The following is a 15,406-nucleotide window of genomic DNA, read 5'->3' as shown; positions in this document are numbered from 1 at the left end:
AAACGTATAGTTTCCTGAAACTTTTTTACAATTACTTTAATAAGTTTTAAATAATGACAATAAAAGAAATCACTCCCACAGAACTTGCACAAAAATTAAATCAGCAAGATAATCTATTTCTGCTCGATGTACGAGAACCCAATGAAATAGCCATTTGCAGTATTGGTAACGCAACTCATATTCCAATGAATATGCTCCCTTTATATCTAGATAAAATTCCAGATGAAATCGATATTGTTATTTATTGTCATCACGGCAGACGTAGCCTAACTGTTGCTCATTATTTAGCAGAAAACGGGTTTGATCCTAACTTTCTCTATAATCTTACAGGAGGGATTGATGCTTGGGCGCTAACAATTGATAAACAGATGACAAGGTACTAAAATGCCCGTTATCAAACGGGCTTTTCTTTATTACTTTACTTTACCTTGCTATGCTTATTCTTGAGGCATCACCCAATAACCATTTTGGTTATGCGTTTTCATATAATCTTTAAATTGTTGAGATTGATAAATACGCTTCACATCTTGAGCCCATCGACTATTTTCGTTTCCTTCATTCACTACAACCATAATTTCCAAGTCAGGAATGATGGTTTCAGAAAGTAATGCTTTGTTCGAGTCAATATTAGCAGAATAAACAATGCTACCTGGAATTACCGCAAAATCTAATTCATTAAGCACTCTAGGAATATTGGCCGAATCCATTTCAATAATTTCAATACCTGCAATATTTTGAGCAATATCATTTTTACTAACAATAATTGGGTTGGTATTATTTTTTAATTTTATCCAACCAGCTTTTTCTAGTAGATTATATGAACGAGCAGCATTAGAAGCATCTTGTGGAATAGCAACTTTTGCTCCTGAAAAAACTTGCGTTAGTGAGGTGAACTTATTTGAAAATATTGCCGCAGGTACCGATGGTACATGCACAACCGGTTTTAAATTTGCTTTACGCTGGGCATTAAATACATTCATATAAGCTGTGTGCTGTGCGACGGTTAAATCAATACTACCTTCACTTAAAGCTACATCTGATTCAAGTAAATGCGGAAAATTCACTAATTTAACCTTATAACCCTCTGATTCAAGTATGGGTTTAACAGCATCATTAAAAAGATCGTTATATGGACCTGGTGATACGCCCATGCTAATTTCTTTTTTTGTCTGATTATCGACTTGTTTAGACGAATTATCACAACCAGAGGTCAAAAACACTGAACTAGCAACTAAAACGACTGATATGTATTTAAATATTTTTTGTTTGATAAACGCATTTTTCATTTTAGCTATCCTCTATAAGCTATAAGCATTAAATACACTCTAGCACAGAAAAAAGCATTTATTTATTCCAAGTAATTCTATCTTATAACTATATGGAATAAGATATAAAAAACGATTATTAGAGCAACAATTTAACCTGTGATACCGTTAGATATATCAATTATTGTCAATCGTTGAATATGCTATAAAAACACCTGCAATAAATGATTCAGCCAAATTGCCTAAGCAAGCACTTATTCAACTAGAACAAAATAAATAGGTGATGAACAATGATTAAATTTGAACATGTCTCAAAACAATATGAAAGAAATGGCGTCACTACACAAGCTTTAAACGATATTAATTTAACCATCAGTAAAGGTGATATTTATGGCATTATTGGTTACAGCGGTGCAGGTAAAAGTACCTTAGTGCGCTTAATTAACTTTCTTGAAAAGCCAACACAAGGCAATGTCATTATTCAAAATAAAGTATTAAATCAATTATCTAGTACTGAATTACGTCAAACCCGCCAAAAAATCGGTATGATCTTTCAGCATTTTAATTTGCTTGAATCAAAAACCGTATTTGAAAATATTGCTATTCCTTTAATTTTAATCAAAAAAGATAAACATTCAATTAAACAAAAAGTCTATGAACTTTTGGAATTTGTTGGATTAAGTGATAAAGCTAACAGCTATCCCAAAGAGCTTTCTGGTGGACAAAAACAGCGCATTGGTATCGCCCGAGCATTAGCCAACGATCCTGATATTTTACTATGTGATGAAGCAACTTCAGCACTTGATCCACAAACCACTCAAGCTATTTTAGATTTAATCAAAAAAATTAATGAAAAATATAAAATAACAGTCGTGTTAATCACTCACGAAATGCATGTAATTGAACAAATTTGCCATAAAGTTGCAGTAATGGAAAAAGGCAAAATCATTGAACAAGGTAATGTACTTGAGGTATTTGGACAACCAAAACACCAAACTACTCAAAATTTTGTTAGCTCAGTGATCAACAATCAAATTCCAAATGGTGTTGTAGAAAATCTGTTAGAAATAGAAGGTAAAAAAGACAATATTAAATTATTTAAGCTCGAATTCTTAGGGCGATCTGCGTCAGAACCCGTGATGAATTCCCTTATACTGCAACAAAAAGTTATCGTCAATATTTTGTTTGCCCATATGTCAGAAATCGAAAAAACGGTTTTAGGTAGTATGTTTGTTCAACTAAAAGGTAACGATAGTAATATCAAACAATCAGTACATTACTTACGTGAGCGCGGTGTTCAAGTCACTGAAATTAAACATTGGGAGATGAGTAAAAATGGAAATATTTAATACTATAATTGACTATTTGGCTTCTTGCTTTGCAACATCAGTAACCACTGAACAATTTGTTCAAGCATCCTATGACACCCTAATTATGGTAGTTTTCTCCTTAATTTTAGGTTCATTAATCGGAATTCCACTTGGTATTTGCTTAGTTACAACAAGACCTTATGGACTATTAGAAAATCGTCGAGTGTTTCGTATTATCAACCCGATTATTAATATAGTTCGCTCATTGCCTTTTATTATTTTATTAGTTGCTATCCAACCTTTGACAAAGGTCATTGTAAATAGCTCTATTGGCACTATAGCAGCAATTGTTCCGTTAACATTTTATGTTGCTCCTTACATTGCTAGATTAGTTGAAAATTCATTACTTGACGTGAATAGTGGTATTATTGAAGCGGCTCAATCAATGGGAGCGACACCAATACAAATTATTTGGTATTTTATGTTACCAGAGGCATTTAGCTCTTTAATTTTAACGCTTACAACTGCTACTATAGGTTTAATTGGTGCTACAGCGATGGCTGGTGCTATTGGTGCTGGAGGTATTGGTGATTTAGCTGTGTCATACGGTTATCAACGTTTTGATAATACTGTTACTTATATCTGCGTTTTGATCTTAGTTATCGCTATACAATTTATTCAAAGCACCGGTAATTACTTAGCCCGTAAAGCACGGCATGAATAAAACACATAATCACTTTTAGTTATGCATGATGAGTAAAAAATGGGGGAGCTAAAATATAACTTTCCCCATTTGTTATTTAGAAAAATAACCTTAATTATCTTTTATCTCTCTAATAAGATATTTTACGTAAAACCTCTATTTGCCTATAAAAATCAACTATCGAGTATAAAAACTGTTTATTTACCAGTTATACACAAATAGGCAATACGTTTAATTGATTTCTTTATTTACAAATATCAAGTAAAATAAACAAAATTTTACCATTCTAGTAATCTAGGAAATCAATGTGACAAACGCATTACAACAAAATTTGGTTGAAATTCACGATATGTCTTTTTATCGTGGAACAAGGCCTATTTATAAAAATATGAGTTTGAATGTCCCTAAAGGAAAAGTGACAGCAATCATGGGACCTTCAGGAATTGGTAAAACCACACTACTAAGGCTCATTGGTGGTCAATTAAAACCGCAGTCAGGAAAAATTTTATTCGATGGTGAAGACATTCCAAGCATGTCTCGCTCCCGACTTTATGAAGTACGCAAACGCATAAGTATGTTATTCCAATCGGGGGCTTTATTTACTGATCTAACTGTATTTGACAATGTTGCTTACCCGCTACGTGAGCACTTCAAATTACCTGAACCTATATTGCATAATTTAGTCTTAATGAAATTACAAGCTGTTGGTTTACGTGGTGCAGCTCAAATGATGCCAGCCGAACTATCAGGTGGTATGGCCAGGCGAGCCGCTTTAGCTAGAGCCATTGCGCTTGATCCTGATTTAATTATGTTTGATGAACCTTTTGCTGGGCAAGATCCTATATCTATGGGTGTTATTGTTAAACTGATATCTGAAATAAACCAATCATTAGGATTAACCTGCATTGTTGTGAGCCATGATGTGAGCGAAGTACTCAGTATTGCAGATCATGCTTATATTGTAGCTGAACAGCATATTATTGCAGGCGGTACACCACAGCAATTGCGTGATAATGATGATTTACGAGTAAAGCAATTCCTTGACGGATTGGCTGATGGTCCAGTACCTTTTCATTATCCTGCTGAAGATTACAAATTAGACCTAAGCAGAGGTACAAAATAATGTTAAATTTACTGGCAAAATTAGGACAATGGTTTATTGATATCATTGCGATGATTGGTCGTTCTGGTGTGATGCTCTTTAGGGCATTAATTGGTAAGCCACAATTTAATAAACAATTTCCATTACTCATTAAGCAATTTTATTTTGTTGGAGTACAATCACTCACTATTATTATTGTTTCTGGTCTTTTTATTGGCATGGTTTTGGCCTTGCAAGGTTATTTTATTCTGACCACTTTTGGTGCTGAAGCCAGCCTTGGAATGATGGTAGCCCTTGCCTTACTCCGAGAGTTAGGTCCTGTTGTTGCAGGTTTGCTGTTTGCAGGTCGTGCTGGCTCTGCATTAACGGCTGAAATCGGTTTAATGAAAGCCACTGAACAATTATCAAGTTTAGAAATGATGGCAATTGATCCATTACGACGTATTATTGCACCTCGTTTTTGGGCTGGTTTTTTCAGTATGCCATTTTTAACTGCAATTTTTGTTACCGTTGGTATTTTAGGTGGTGCGCTTGTAGGTGTTGATTGGAAAGGTATTGATGCAGGCTTTTTTTGGTCATCTATTCAAAGTAATGTTGATTGGTGGCATGATTTAGGTAACTGTTTTGTAAAAAGCTTTGCATTTGCCATTGCCAGCACTTGGATTGCACTTTTCAATGGTTATGATTGTGTACCAACATCAGAAGGAATTAGTCGAGCAACAACAAGTACTGTTGTTTATTCATCATTAGTTATTTTGGGGTTAGATTTTATTTTAACCGCATTAATGTTTAGTCATTGAGGTCATTAAACATGAGTCGTAAAATCGAAATTACAGTAGGATTATTTATGGTACTGGTCATTTGTTCAGTGCTATTTTTATGTTTTAAAGTAACCGATCCAACATCATTTGCTAGCCATAATTCCTATCGAGTTTATGCTGTATTTGATAATATTGGGGGATTAAAAGCACGTTCTCCTATCAAAATTGGTGGGGTAGTCATTGGTCGCGTCAGTAATATTTCGCTAAATTCGTCAAATGGCAATCAATACAAACCTTATGTAGCCATGGATATTGATGCACAATATAATAAAATTCCAAGTTCAAGTTCACTTTCAATTAAGACATCTGGAATACTTGGAGAACAGTTTATTGATATCAATATAGGCGTTGATAGAGAAACAGAATTTAGTATTGACGCATCAGGCGTTGATCCAGCTGTTTTAGCTAAAGCTAAAGCAGAAAAAAATAAAACTCCGCCATATTTACTCGAAGGTTTTGTTGTGCAAAACACTACACCTGCTCTAGTTTTAGAAGATCTCATTGGTAAATTCCTTTACAGTATAGGAGGCTCATCAGATAAAGACAAAGCCAACAAAGATAAAAAAGAAGATACAATTGAAAACTAAGGAGTTAACATGTTAAACAAATTTAAAACAACCATTTTTTTAGTATTAGCTTTATTGTTTAGTTCTACAGCTTTTGCTGAAAACGATCCCTATAAAGAAATGCAAGTTGCTGCTGATAAGATTTTTAGCACCATGAATGCACAATCTGCAGCTTTAAAATCAAACCCTAACAAACTCAAAGAGATTGTAAAATCGGATCTATTACCTTATGTACAAGTCAAATATGCTGGCGCATTGATTTTAGGTAATTATTATAAAAGTGCAACAGAGGCACAACGCACAGCTTATTTCGCGGCTTTTGAAAACTATCTGGTACAAGCTTTTGCTCAAGCATTATCTATGTATAATGGTCAAACCTATCAAGTTGAATCGCCAAAAGATTTAACTGGCAAAACACTTATTTCCATTCGTGTTTTATTAAATCAACCGGATAAAAATCAACAACCATTACGTATTGATTTTCAATGGCGTAAAAACTCTGTCACTGGCGAATGGAAAGCTTATGATTTAGTTGCTGAAGGTGTAAGCATGATCACCACAAAACAAAATGAATGGTCAACTATTTTACGTCAAAACGGTATTGATGCATTAACTAAGCAATTAACTGATCTTTCAAATCGCAATATTGATCCAAATGCTAAACAAAAAGGTTAGTCGATAATGTCGCGAATCAAAACAGAACAGCAACAAGATATATTGTGTTTACAGGGTGAACTTGATGTTCACTCTTTAAACGATTTGTGGTCAACACAAAATACTATTTTAAATGGTGTAAAATGCATTGATGTTGCGCAACTTACTCGAGTTGATTCTTCAGGGCTCGCAACTTTAATTTATTTTTGCAATAAATATCATGTAAAGCTCAAAGGTATTAATCCTCAGCTACAAACATTAATTACATTGTATGATCTACAACCTGTAATTGATATTTAAAAAATTTTAATTTTTATACTTAAACACATAGTTACCTGAAACTTTTTAACAAAAAATACCCCCCATAATTTACATTAATGATGAGTATGAATAATGGATAAACAAGAAATTATAAACAAATTAAAAAATTCGCTTGAACTTGATGATGTACATGTCCTAACCGATGATGGAAGCCATTTCCAAGTTATTGCTGTAGGAGAATTATTTGCCGATTTAAATCGAGTGAAAAAACAACAAGCAATCTATGCCCCTTTAGCTGAATTTATTAATGATAACCGTATTCATGCGCTTTCTATAAAGACTTATACCCCCACTGAATGGCAACGAGAACGCAAACTTATGGGATTATAACCATTTCTTAGCATGATAATCCCTTGAATTAATTGTTTTCGCCACCATATTATGTTGTATCAATAGACAACACCATTTGTATAAAGGTATCGCTACATGACTAATCCATTATTAACAGATGCACCATTACCCCTTTTTTCACAAATTAAACCCGAACATGTTTTGCCTGCTATACAAGAAACTTTAAAAAACTGCAGAAATACCATTGAAGCAGTATTAAAGCAAAACAGCGAATATACTTGGGATAACTTAATTCAACCAATTGATGAAGCAGACGAAAAGTTTAGTCGCGCTTGGTCACCTATTAGCCACCTTAATTCAGTTAAAAATAGCCCTGAATTACGTGAGGCTTATGAAGCTTGTCTGCCATTACTATCTGAGTACAGCACATGGGTTGGGCAACATAGACCTTTATATCAAGCTTATAAGCAACTCAAAGAGAGCGAACAATATGCTACTTTAACCAAAGCACAGAAAAAAGTGGTTGATAATGCATTACGTGATTTTGAATTATCTGGAATTGGCTTACCTGATGACAAACAGAAACGTTACGGTGAAATTGTTACAAAATTATCAGAATTATCCTCAAAATATAGTAACAATGTGCTAGATGCCACCATGGGATGGTCAAAATTAATTACCGATATCAAAGAACTATCTGGCATACCTGAAAGTGCGCTTTCTGCCGCAAAAGAGCAGGCTAAATTAAAAGATAAAGAGGGTTGGTTATTAACTTTAGATATACCAAGTTATCTTCCTGTGATGAGCTACTGTGATAATCGTGATTTACGATTTGAACTTTACCAAGCCTATAATACTCGCGCGTCAGATCAAGGACCAAACGCAGGTAAGTGGGATAACACTGAAATTATCAAACAAATCTTAACGCTTCGTAATGAGCTTGCACTACTACTAGGCTTCGATAATTATGCTAATAAATCACTAGCAACAAAAATGGCAAGCTCAACCACTCAAGTAATTGAGTTTTTGAACAATTTAGCCACTAAAGCTAAACCACAAGGTGAAAAAGAGTTAGCAGATCTTAAACGTTATGCCTATGAGTTTTTTGGCGCAAGTGATATCAAACCATGGGATATAGCTTATTATAGTGAAAAGCAGAAACAGCATTTGTACGCTATCAACGATGAAGAATTGCGTCCTTATTTCCCTCAACAACGAGTTATTAATGGTTTATTTGAAGTAGTGCATCGCATTTTTGGTATTACAGCCAAAGAGCGACAAGGCGTTGAAGTTTGGGATCCTGAAGTTAAATTCTATGATCTCTTTTCCGCAAACGGTGAGTTAAAAGGTAGTTTCTATCTTGATTTATATGCACGTGAACATAAGCGTGGCGGTGCTTGGATGGATGATTGTATTGGTCGTATGCGTTTTGCTGATGGTCATGTACAAAAACCTGTTGCCTATTTAACTTGTAACTTCAATCGCCCTGTTGGTGATAAACCAGCACTATTTACACACGACGAAGTCACAACCCTTTTTCATGAATTTGGTCATGGTTTACACCACATGTTAACCGAAATTGATACTTCATCAGTTTCTGGTATTAATGGGGTGCCATGGGATGCTGTTGAATTACCCAGTCAATTTTTAGAAAACTGGTGCTGGCAGCCTGAAGCGCTTGCATTTATATCTGGGCATTATCAAACTGGTGAACCGCTACCAACTAATATGTTAGAAAAAATGCTAGATGCTAAAAACTATCAAGCAGCACTATTTATTTTACGCCAATTGGAATTTGGTCTTTTTGACTTTAAATTACATACACAAAAAGATCCAGATATTTTAAACACATTAGCCGAAGTAAGAAAGCAAGTCGCTGTTGTGCCTACTGTTGAATGGGGTCGATTCCCGCATGCTTTTAGTCATATCTTTGCTGGTGGTTATGCTGCAGGTTATTACAGCTATTTATGGGCTGAAGTATTATCTGCTGATGCATTTTCACGTTTTGAAGAAGAAGGAATTTTCAACGCTAAAACAGGCAATGCATTTCTTGATAACATCTTATCGCAAGGCGGTAGCGATGAACCAATGACACTATTCAAAAACTTCCGAGGTCGCGAACCTCAACTTGAAGCATTACTCCGTCATTATGGTATCCACTAGTCCTAACTTAGCTCAGCTAAAATTGTTAGCTGAGCAGTGGTTATCCACACATGTTGCTCTTCCATTCACTCTTGTTACCCAAAACAATCAACTTCAGTTACAAAAAACTGACGAACCAAAACTAGGGGCAATATGCGTAAATTTTGTTTCTGGAACAATGGCTCATCGTCGCCAATTTGGTGGTGGACGTGGCGAAGCGATTGCTAAAGCGGTAGGTATCAAAGGTGAGTATTTACCTACAGTTCTTGATACCACGGCAGGGCTTGGTCGAGATGCATTTGTTTTAGCATCAATCGGTTGCCATGTCACTATGTTTGAAAGACATCCTGTTGTTGCTGCATTGCTAGAAGATGGCTTGCAGCGTGCCTACCAAGATCCCCAAATCGGTAGTTGGCTTGAGCAACATTTGCGTTTAATTTATCATTCAAGCATTGAGGGATTGAGTACTTACCCTGAAAAACCTGATGTTATTTATCTCGATCCAATGTTTCCACATCGACAAAAAAGTGCACTTGTCAAAAAAGAGATGCGCATTTTTCAACAATTAGTGGGCAGTGATAATGATGCAGATAGCCTATTAGAACCAGCAAGAAAATTAGCAAAAAAACGAGTTGTAGTAAAAAGACCCGATTATGCACCGTTTTTAGCTAATCAAAAACCAACGGCCGAAGTTAAAACTAAAAATCACCGTTTTGATATATATACACCTTTAGAGTAATACAAGGATATTGTTTAAATTATGCGATTAGATAAATTTCTCGCTCATCACTTAGGCGCTAGCCGCACTATTGTAACCAAAGAACTCAAAGCTAAAAAAGTGACTGTCGATGGTGAAATTATAAAATCAGGTGCTTATCAATTATCGCCAGAGCAGATTGTTCAATATGATGGTTACCAAATTGAGCAAATTACAGCTCAACGCTATTTCATGCTCAACAAACCGCAAGGCTATGTCTGCTCGACTGACGATCCTGACCACCCTACTATACTTTATTTTATTGATGAACCTATGCCTGAAAAATTGCATGCAGCAGGTAGGCTTGATCTTGATACTACAGGACTTGTTCTGCTTACTGATGATGGTAAGTGGTCACACCGTATTACATCACCCAAACACCATTGCGAAAAAGTCTATCTAGTAACGGTTGAACAGCCATTATGTATTGAACTGATTGATATATTTAAAAATGGTATCCAATTAAAAAATGAGAAATCACTTACCAAACCAGCAAAATTAAATATTATTGATGACTTTCACGCTGAATTAACTATTAGTGAAGGACGATATCATCAAGTTAAACGCATGTTTGCAGCAGTCAATAATCATGTTATTGAATTGCATCGTAAACAAATAGGCAAGGTAATTGTTGATATACCTGAAGGTGAATATCGACCACTTACACAAAATGAAATTGATTCATTTAACTAATATTAATAATGACTAGCTATGACTTTATGTAATCTTATTACATTAGCATTATTTTAAGCATAAAAAATCTGAAAGAGGTCAAGCATGATTTATCAACTAGACAATTTACACCCCAAAATCGACACAAACTGTTTTATTGCAAAATCGGCCGATATTATTGGCGATGTCACCTTAGCCAAAGGTGTTTCTATTTGGTTCAACGCTGTTTTACGCGGTGATATTGCTCCCATACATATTGGTAAAAATAGCAATGTGCAAGATAATACTACCATCCATATTGAAACAGATATCCCTTGTATTGTTGGCGAGAATGTCACTATTGGGCATAATGTCATCCTACATAGTTGCACCATTGAAGATAATGTATTAATTGGTATGGGTAGTACTGTATTAAACAATGCCAAAATTGCAAAAAATTGCCTTGTTGGTGCCAACTCGCTAGTAACACACACTATACCTTATGAAGAAGGTTGTTTAATTATGGGATCGCCCGCAAAAGTTATTCGCAAATTAACTAAGGCTGAAATTACAGCAAATATCACTAATGCACAGCGGTATGTACAAAATGGTATAAGATTTAAAACTACCCTACTTCCTGTTGCATAATAACCCAACAATAAATTGCGTTTTAGACGGTATTGGCTCTGTGAGCAAGCACAATTTATGATAAAATGCTAGCTATTTTAATAGCAATAGTTTTTAGGTACTTGTTTGAAAAAGCCCAAAATGACAAAAAAACAGATCATCACTCAATTGATTCTACTAACAATAATAGGTTTATCTGTTTGTTTATTTTTATCACAATTCAGTTACGATCCATCTGATCCTGGTTGGTCTCGTACGGCTTGGCACTACCCTATTAGTAATTTTGGCGGTTATATTGGTGCATACATCTGTGACGTTCTTTTTCAATTTTTAGGCTTTATTGCTTATAGCCTACCTTTTATCGCTATTTTTATTTGTTTACAGTCAATCGTTTATTTTTATAAACATGCTAATGATCCTATAAACTACTTTAGTCTTTCATTTCGGATTATTGGTGTTTTAGCATTTATATTTAGTGCTACAGGATTTTTTGCTTTAAATATTGCTGATTCTGAACAATTTGAAGCGGGCGGTTATTTAGGTGCGATAGTCATCGAAAGCCTTTTACCAATTATAGATAGTATTACTTTATCCTTAATTCTTCTTGGAACTTGCTTGGCCTGTGTCACATTATTAACTGGATTATCATGGTTGAATCTAATTGAAAAATTAGGTGCTTTTGTCATGATTTTACTACTACCGATTAGATGGTTAATTAAGCCTCGCACAACCGATAAATTTGAACAGCCAGATCCTCTAAATGAAAAACCAATAGCGCAGACTAATGAGGAAACAAAAGATCCTCAATTTACAATACCTTTTGATACAAAACTAGATAAAAAATCAGATGATAATACCAATATCATTCCAACATCAAATGCTATCTCTAGTGCTGAAACAGCTCAAAATCAGACTGCAAATACTATCGTACCAGCTGAAGATAAAACAATCTCAATAAAAACAACCGATGAATTAATCAAATCATCCCACAAAGATACTCAAGTACCGCAGTCAACAACAGCGCCTCTAACAAGTGATAATCCACAAAATAAAGAGCTCGATCCTAACGAGATTTTATCTCGCCTTGAATCAATTATTCAAAACATGAATGGAAACAAAGCTACTCCAGATCAAGAGCAAACCTTGTCTTCATCAATAGAACAAATAAAACAGGTAATACAAACACAAAAATCAGAAGAAAAATTACCATTCGATGAACCAGAAAAATACACAATTTCAGATGCACCAAGTAAACCACTGTTTACACCAGTACACAACGAACCCAAAATTAATTTTACTAATGAACAAACACCGTTTGAATCATCCATCAACCTTTCAGCTATAGAAACAACTGAAACCAAACAACCATTTATTCAAGAACCACAGGTTATTACAAGTACAAAAGACACTGCATCTATAGAAGATACACAAAACATAACAGATACAAAGACTGAAACTGAAATAAAAGAAGTGAAAGCAGACGTAGAGCAACTAGAATATGTTGACACTGAAGCACTAAAAAAAGCAAATCCAATTATTGACGATATCTATCCTGAAGAAGATCGTGTTGAAGATATTCAGCATAATCATTTCAATGAAAATGACGAAGATAGCTTAATTCATCCGTTATTAAGACGTAATGATAAACCGTTACCTAAACCGACTACGCCACTACCGTCACTGAACTTATTAACTGCACCACCAACAGCTCGAATCGAAGTCGATCATGGTGCCTTAAACGCAATGTCGGAAATGATTGAAAAAAGTTTGTCGGATTATCGAGTTAAGGCTAAAGTGGTCGATTATTTACTAGGACCAGTGATTACTCGATTTGAAATTGAACTTGCACCGGGTATCAAAGCAGCACGAATTTCAACGCTAGATCGTGACTTAGCGCGATCATTATCAATGCCATCGGTTCGTGTAGTTGAAGTTATTCCGGGAAAACCTTATGTAGGTATTGAATTACCCAATAAAAATCGTCAAACAGTTTATTTTAGAGAAGTTTTAGATAGCCCTCAATTTAAAGATGCTCAATCGCCGTTAACTGTCGTATTAGGGAAAGATATCGCTGGGCAATCAGTGGTTGCTGATCTTGCTAAAATGCCTCATTTACTTGTTGCTGGCACTACTGGCTCGGGTAAATCAGTTGGTGTTAATGCGATGATTTTAAGTATTTTATATAAATCACAACCTGAAGATGTCAGGTTTATTATGATTGACCCAAAAATGCTAGAGTTATCTATTTATGAAGGAATACCACATTTATTAACACAAGTGGTTACTGATATGAAAGATGCCGCTAATGCATTAAATTGGTGTGTTAACGAAATGGAACGACGCTATCGTCTAATGTCAGCATTAGGTGTGCGTAATATTGCTGGTTATAACGAAAAAATAAAATTAGCAGAACAAATGAGCAGACCAATTCCCGATCCACTTTGGAAACCAACTGATAGTATGGATCTTAATATGCCGACACTCGAAAAATTACCCTATATTGTGGTCATGGTCGATGAGTTTGCTGATTTGATTATGGCTGTCGGTAAAAAAATCGAAGAACTAATTGCACGGCTTGCTCAAAAAGCGCGAGCAGCAGGTATTCATCTAGTCTTAGCCACACAACGTCCATCGGTGGATGTCATTACGGGCTTAATCAAAGCGAATATACCAACTCGTATCGCTTTTACAGTATCAAGCAAAATTGATTCTCGCACTATTTTAGATCAAATGGGAGCAGAATCATTACTTGGTATGGGGGATATGCTTTATTTAGCCCCTAATAGCTCCATTCCAATTCGTGTTCACGGTGCATTTGTGCGTGATGAAGAAGTGCACGCCGTTGTGCAAGATTGGAAAGCTCGTGGCACACCAAAATACGTTGAAAATGTCACTGTTGCGGCCGATGATAGCGAAAATGGCAATTCAAACTCGTCAGATGAAGAACTCGATCCATTATTTGATCAAGTTGTTGCTTTTGTCATAGAAACACGAAGAGCTTCTATCTCTAGCGTACAACGAAAATTTAGAATTGGCTACAACCGAGCAGCTCGAATTGTCGAACAAATGGAAGTAGAAGGCATTATTAGCGCCCCAAGCCATAATGGAAATCGGGAAGTACTAGCTGTATCAACACATAACGATTATTAGTTTTATCACACGCCAATCCATTTAAGCGAGTGGCTTGGTGTTTACATCATAGCATCATGCAAACTAATTAAATTAAATCCCTATAGGTAACCAATAATAATGAGTGATTATTCTCAGCAAGTAGCATTATTAGAATTACAACTCAATAATGACTCTAACCGATGTTTACCTGCGCAATTAGCAACCAAAGCATTAATCAAAGAAATTTGCTTATCACCAAAACCCGGATTAGTTGATATGAATAATAGTGGTGCACATCGTGATATGGATTTCCAGACCTTTATTCAAAGTATTAGTGCTATTTGTGTCTGGTTTGAACGTTTTTACCAATATGGTAAAACATCAGCTTTGCACGATAACAACCTATTTTTAGCTGGTATTAGACCTATTGGTATTGAGTGCGAACAAGCGATGTTTAAAGCCACCAATCAAGTTAATACTCATAAAGGCGGGATATTTGCCTTTGGTTTGCTACTCGGTGCTATTGGCAAGTTAGAGCAATTAAACTTACCAATCAATATACAAAGCATTTGTAACGAAGTTTCATCCATTTGCCAAGGCATTGTTCAAAGCGAGCTAAAACAAAATAATCTAACAAACTCTGTAGGTGAAAAGTTATTTAAACGCCATAACCTTACAGGAGCAAGAGGAGAAGCAGAATCAGGTTATGCAACAGTTAGAAATATCTCACTGCCTATCTTTCAACAAATGCAAAAGAACAGCTATGATGAAGAAACTTGCTTATTACAAGCGATGTTACATTTACTTGCTTTTAATCAAGACACTAATGTAGTTTCTCGAGGTGGACTTGATGGCTTGGCCTTTGTACAAGAACAAGCGAAAAATCTCATCAAACAAGGTGGCATAATCAATCCAAAAGTACGAGAAAATTTATATCAACTTGATAGTGAATTAATAAAACGCAATTTAAGCCCTGGCGGATCGGCGGATTTAATTGCAATTACTTGGTTTTTGTCTCAATATAATGGATAAAACAAGGCAATAAAAAGATAAGATTTATTGATATAAAAAGTAATTAAAAATAA

General features: G+C 35.3%; 16 protein-coding genes. 15 read left to right on the top strand and 1 reads right to left on the bottom strand.

The annotated features are described in order from the left end of the window. Positions 1-53 precede the first annotated feature (53 nt). Positions 54-383: a rhodanese-like domain-containing protein gene (locus GA0061080_RS03905; protein WP_091121385.1), complete on the top strand. Its 330-nt coding sequence runs from the start codon at positions 54-56 to the stop codon at positions 381-383. A 54-nt stretch (positions 384-437) separates the two neighbouring features. Here GA0061080_RS03905 and GA0061080_RS03900 read toward each other — a convergent pair whose 3' ends face one another. Continuing rightward, positions 438-1,286 (bottom strand): MetQ/NlpA family ABC transporter substrate-binding protein, encoded by an 849-nt coding sequence (locus GA0061080_RS03900; protein ID WP_091121381.1) that lies wholly within the window; start codon positions 1,284-1,286, stop codon positions 438-440. Between the two features lie 269 nt (positions 1,287-1,555). On the opposite strand from GA0061080_RS03900, the gene GA0061080_RS03895 reads away from it, so the two are divergent. The 14 genes from GA0061080_RS03895 (at position 1,556) to citG (ending at position 15,353) form a co-directional block, all read left to right on the top strand. After that, positions 1,556-2,614 (top strand): methionine ABC transporter ATP-binding protein, encoded by a 1,059-nt coding sequence (locus tag GA0061080_RS03895; RefSeq protein ID WP_091121378.1) that lies wholly within the window; start codon positions 1,556-1,558, stop codon positions 2,612-2,614. Between the two features lie 85 nt (positions 2,615-2,699). After that, positions 2,700-3,299 carry a methionine ABC transporter permease gene (locus GA0061080_RS03890; protein WP_439330217.1) on the top strand — a complete coding sequence of 200 codons (600 nt, stop codon included), beginning with the start codon at positions 2,700-2,702 and terminating at the stop codon, positions 3,297-3,299. A 286-nt stretch (positions 3,300-3,585) separates the two neighbouring features. Next, a complete protein-coding gene (gene mlaF, locus GA0061080_RS03885; RefSeq protein WP_245174434.1) occupies positions 3,586-4,401 on the top strand; it encodes a phospholipid ABC transporter ATP-binding protein MlaF in 816 nt (271 codons plus the stop codon). Then, positions 4,401-5,180, top strand: a complete 780-nt coding sequence (mlaE, locus tag GA0061080_RS03880; RefSeq protein WP_245174433.1) for a lipid asymmetry maintenance ABC transporter permease subunit MlaE — start codon at positions 4,401-4,403, stop codon at positions 5,178-5,180. The genes mlaF and mlaE overlap by 1 nt, the downstream gene beginning before the upstream one ends. A gap of 11 nt (positions 5,181-5,191) precedes the next feature. Beyond that, a complete protein-coding gene (gene mlaD, locus GA0061080_RS03875) occupies positions 5,192-5,788 on the top strand; it encodes an outer membrane lipid asymmetry maintenance protein MlaD (protein WP_091121367.1) in 597 nt (198 codons plus the stop codon). A gap of 9 nt (positions 5,789-5,797) precedes the next feature. Further along, positions 5,798-6,442 (top strand): phospholipid-binding protein MlaC, encoded by a 645-nt coding sequence (gene mlaC, locus GA0061080_RS03870; protein WP_091121363.1) that lies wholly within the window; start codon positions 5,798-5,800, stop codon positions 6,440-6,442. 6 nt (positions 6,443-6,448) lie between these two features. After that, complete coding sequence (locus GA0061080_RS03865; protein ID WP_091121359.1) at positions 6,449-6,721, top strand: STAS domain-containing protein; 273 nt, start codon at positions 6,449-6,451, stop codon at positions 6,719-6,721. A gap of 93 nt (positions 6,722-6,814) precedes the next feature. Continuing rightward, positions 6,815-7,072: a BolA family protein gene (locus tag GA0061080_RS03860; RefSeq protein WP_065560910.1), complete on the top strand. Its 258-nt coding sequence runs from the start codon at positions 6,815-6,817 to the stop codon at positions 7,070-7,072. Positions 7,073-7,168: 96 nt separating this feature from the next. After that, the gene (gene prlC / locus GA0061080_RS03855) at positions 7,169-9,196 is read left to right on the top strand and encodes an oligopeptidase A (RefSeq protein WP_091121355.1); all 2,028 of its coding nucleotides are present in this window, start codon (positions 7,169-7,171) and stop codon (positions 9,194-9,196) included. After that, positions 9,183-9,914: a class I SAM-dependent methyltransferase gene (locus tag GA0061080_RS03850; protein WP_091121349.1), complete on the top strand. Its 732-nt coding sequence runs from the start codon at positions 9,183-9,185 to the stop codon at positions 9,912-9,914. Before prlC ends, GA0061080_RS03850 begins: the two co-directional genes overlap by 14 nt. Positions 9,915-9,935: 21 nt before the next feature. Further along, the gene (rsuA, locus tag GA0061080_RS03845) at positions 9,936-10,625 is read left to right on the top strand and encodes a 16S rRNA pseudouridine(516) synthase RsuA (RefSeq protein WP_091121345.1); all 690 of its coding nucleotides are present in this window, start codon (positions 9,936-9,938) and stop codon (positions 10,623-10,625) included. An 84-nt stretch (positions 10,626-10,709) separates the two neighbouring features. Continuing rightward, complete coding sequence (locus GA0061080_RS03840) at positions 10,710-11,231, top strand: gamma carbonic anhydrase family protein (protein ID WP_091121340.1); 522 nt, start codon at positions 10,710-10,712, stop codon at positions 11,229-11,231. Positions 11,232-11,351: 120 nt separating this feature from the next. Then, positions 11,352-14,360, top strand: a complete 3,009-nt coding sequence (locus GA0061080_RS13280) for a DNA translocase FtsK 4TM domain-containing protein (RefSeq protein ID WP_091121336.1) — start codon at positions 11,352-11,354, stop codon at positions 14,358-14,360. A 99-nt stretch (positions 14,361-14,459) separates the two neighbouring features. Beyond that, positions 14,460-15,353, top strand: a complete 894-nt coding sequence (gene citG / locus GA0061080_RS03830) for a triphosphoribosyl-dephospho-CoA synthase CitG (RefSeq protein ID WP_091121333.1) — start codon at positions 14,460-14,462, stop codon at positions 15,351-15,353. Positions 15,354-15,406: the final 53 nt, after the last annotated feature.

It is taken from the genome of Gilliamella intestini (genome assembly GCF_900094935.1).
In the GTDB taxonomy this organism is placed as follows: domain Bacteria; phylum Pseudomonadota; class Gammaproteobacteria; order Enterobacterales; family Orbaceae; genus Gilliamella; species Gilliamella intestini.
This window is presented reverse-complemented; position numbering and strand designations above follow the sequence as displayed.

Bases quoted from the DNA above. Each gene is read 5' to 3' on its own strand.
- GA0061080_RS03905 (WP_091121385.1), top strand. From the start codon at position 54: ATGACAATAAAAGAAATCACTCCCACAGAACTTGCACAAAAATTAAAT.
- GA0061080_RS03900 (WP_091121381.1), bottom strand. From the start codon at position 1,286: ATGAAAAATGCGTTTATCAAACAAAAAATATTTAAATACATATCAGTC.
- GA0061080_RS03895 (WP_091121378.1), top strand. From the start codon at position 1,556: ATGATTAAATTTGAACATGTCTCAAAACAATATGAAAGAAATGGCGTC.
- GA0061080_RS03890 (WP_439330217.1), top strand. From the start codon at position 2,700: ATGGTAGTTTTCTCCTTAATTTTAGGTTCATTAATCGGAATTCCACTT.
- mlaE (WP_245174433.1), top strand. From the start codon at position 4,401: ATGTTAAATTTACTGGCAAAATTAGGACAATGGTTTATTGATATCATT.
- mlaD (WP_091121367.1), top strand. From the start codon at position 5,192: ATGAGTCGTAAAATCGAAATTACAGTAGGATTATTTATGGTACTGGTC.
- mlaC (WP_091121363.1), top strand. From the start codon at position 5,798: ATGTTAAACAAATTTAAAACAACCATTTTTTTAGTATTAGCTTTATTG.
- GA0061080_RS03865 (WP_091121359.1), top strand. From the start codon at position 6,449: ATGTCGCGAATCAAAACAGAACAGCAACAAGATATATTGTGTTTACAG.
- GA0061080_RS03860 (WP_065560910.1), top strand. From the start codon at position 6,815: ATGGATAAACAAGAAATTATAAACAAATTAAAAAATTCGCTTGAACTT.
- prlC (WP_091121355.1), top strand. From the start codon at position 7,169: ATGACTAATCCATTATTAACAGATGCACCATTACCCCTTTTTTCACAA.
- GA0061080_RS03850 (WP_091121349.1), top strand. From the start codon at position 9,183: ATGGTATCCACTAGTCCTAACTTAGCTCAGCTAAAATTGTTAGCTGAG.
- rsuA (WP_091121345.1), top strand. From the start codon at position 9,936: ATGCGATTAGATAAATTTCTCGCTCATCACTTAGGCGCTAGCCGCACT.
- GA0061080_RS03840 (WP_091121340.1), top strand. From the start codon at position 10,710: ATGATTTATCAACTAGACAATTTACACCCCAAAATCGACACAAACTGT.
- GA0061080_RS13280 (WP_091121336.1), top strand. From the start codon at position 11,352: ATGACAAAAAAACAGATCATCACTCAATTGATTCTACTAACAATAATA.
- citG (WP_091121333.1), top strand. From the start codon at position 14,460: ATGAGTGATTATTCTCAGCAAGTAGCATTATTAGAATTACAACTCAAT.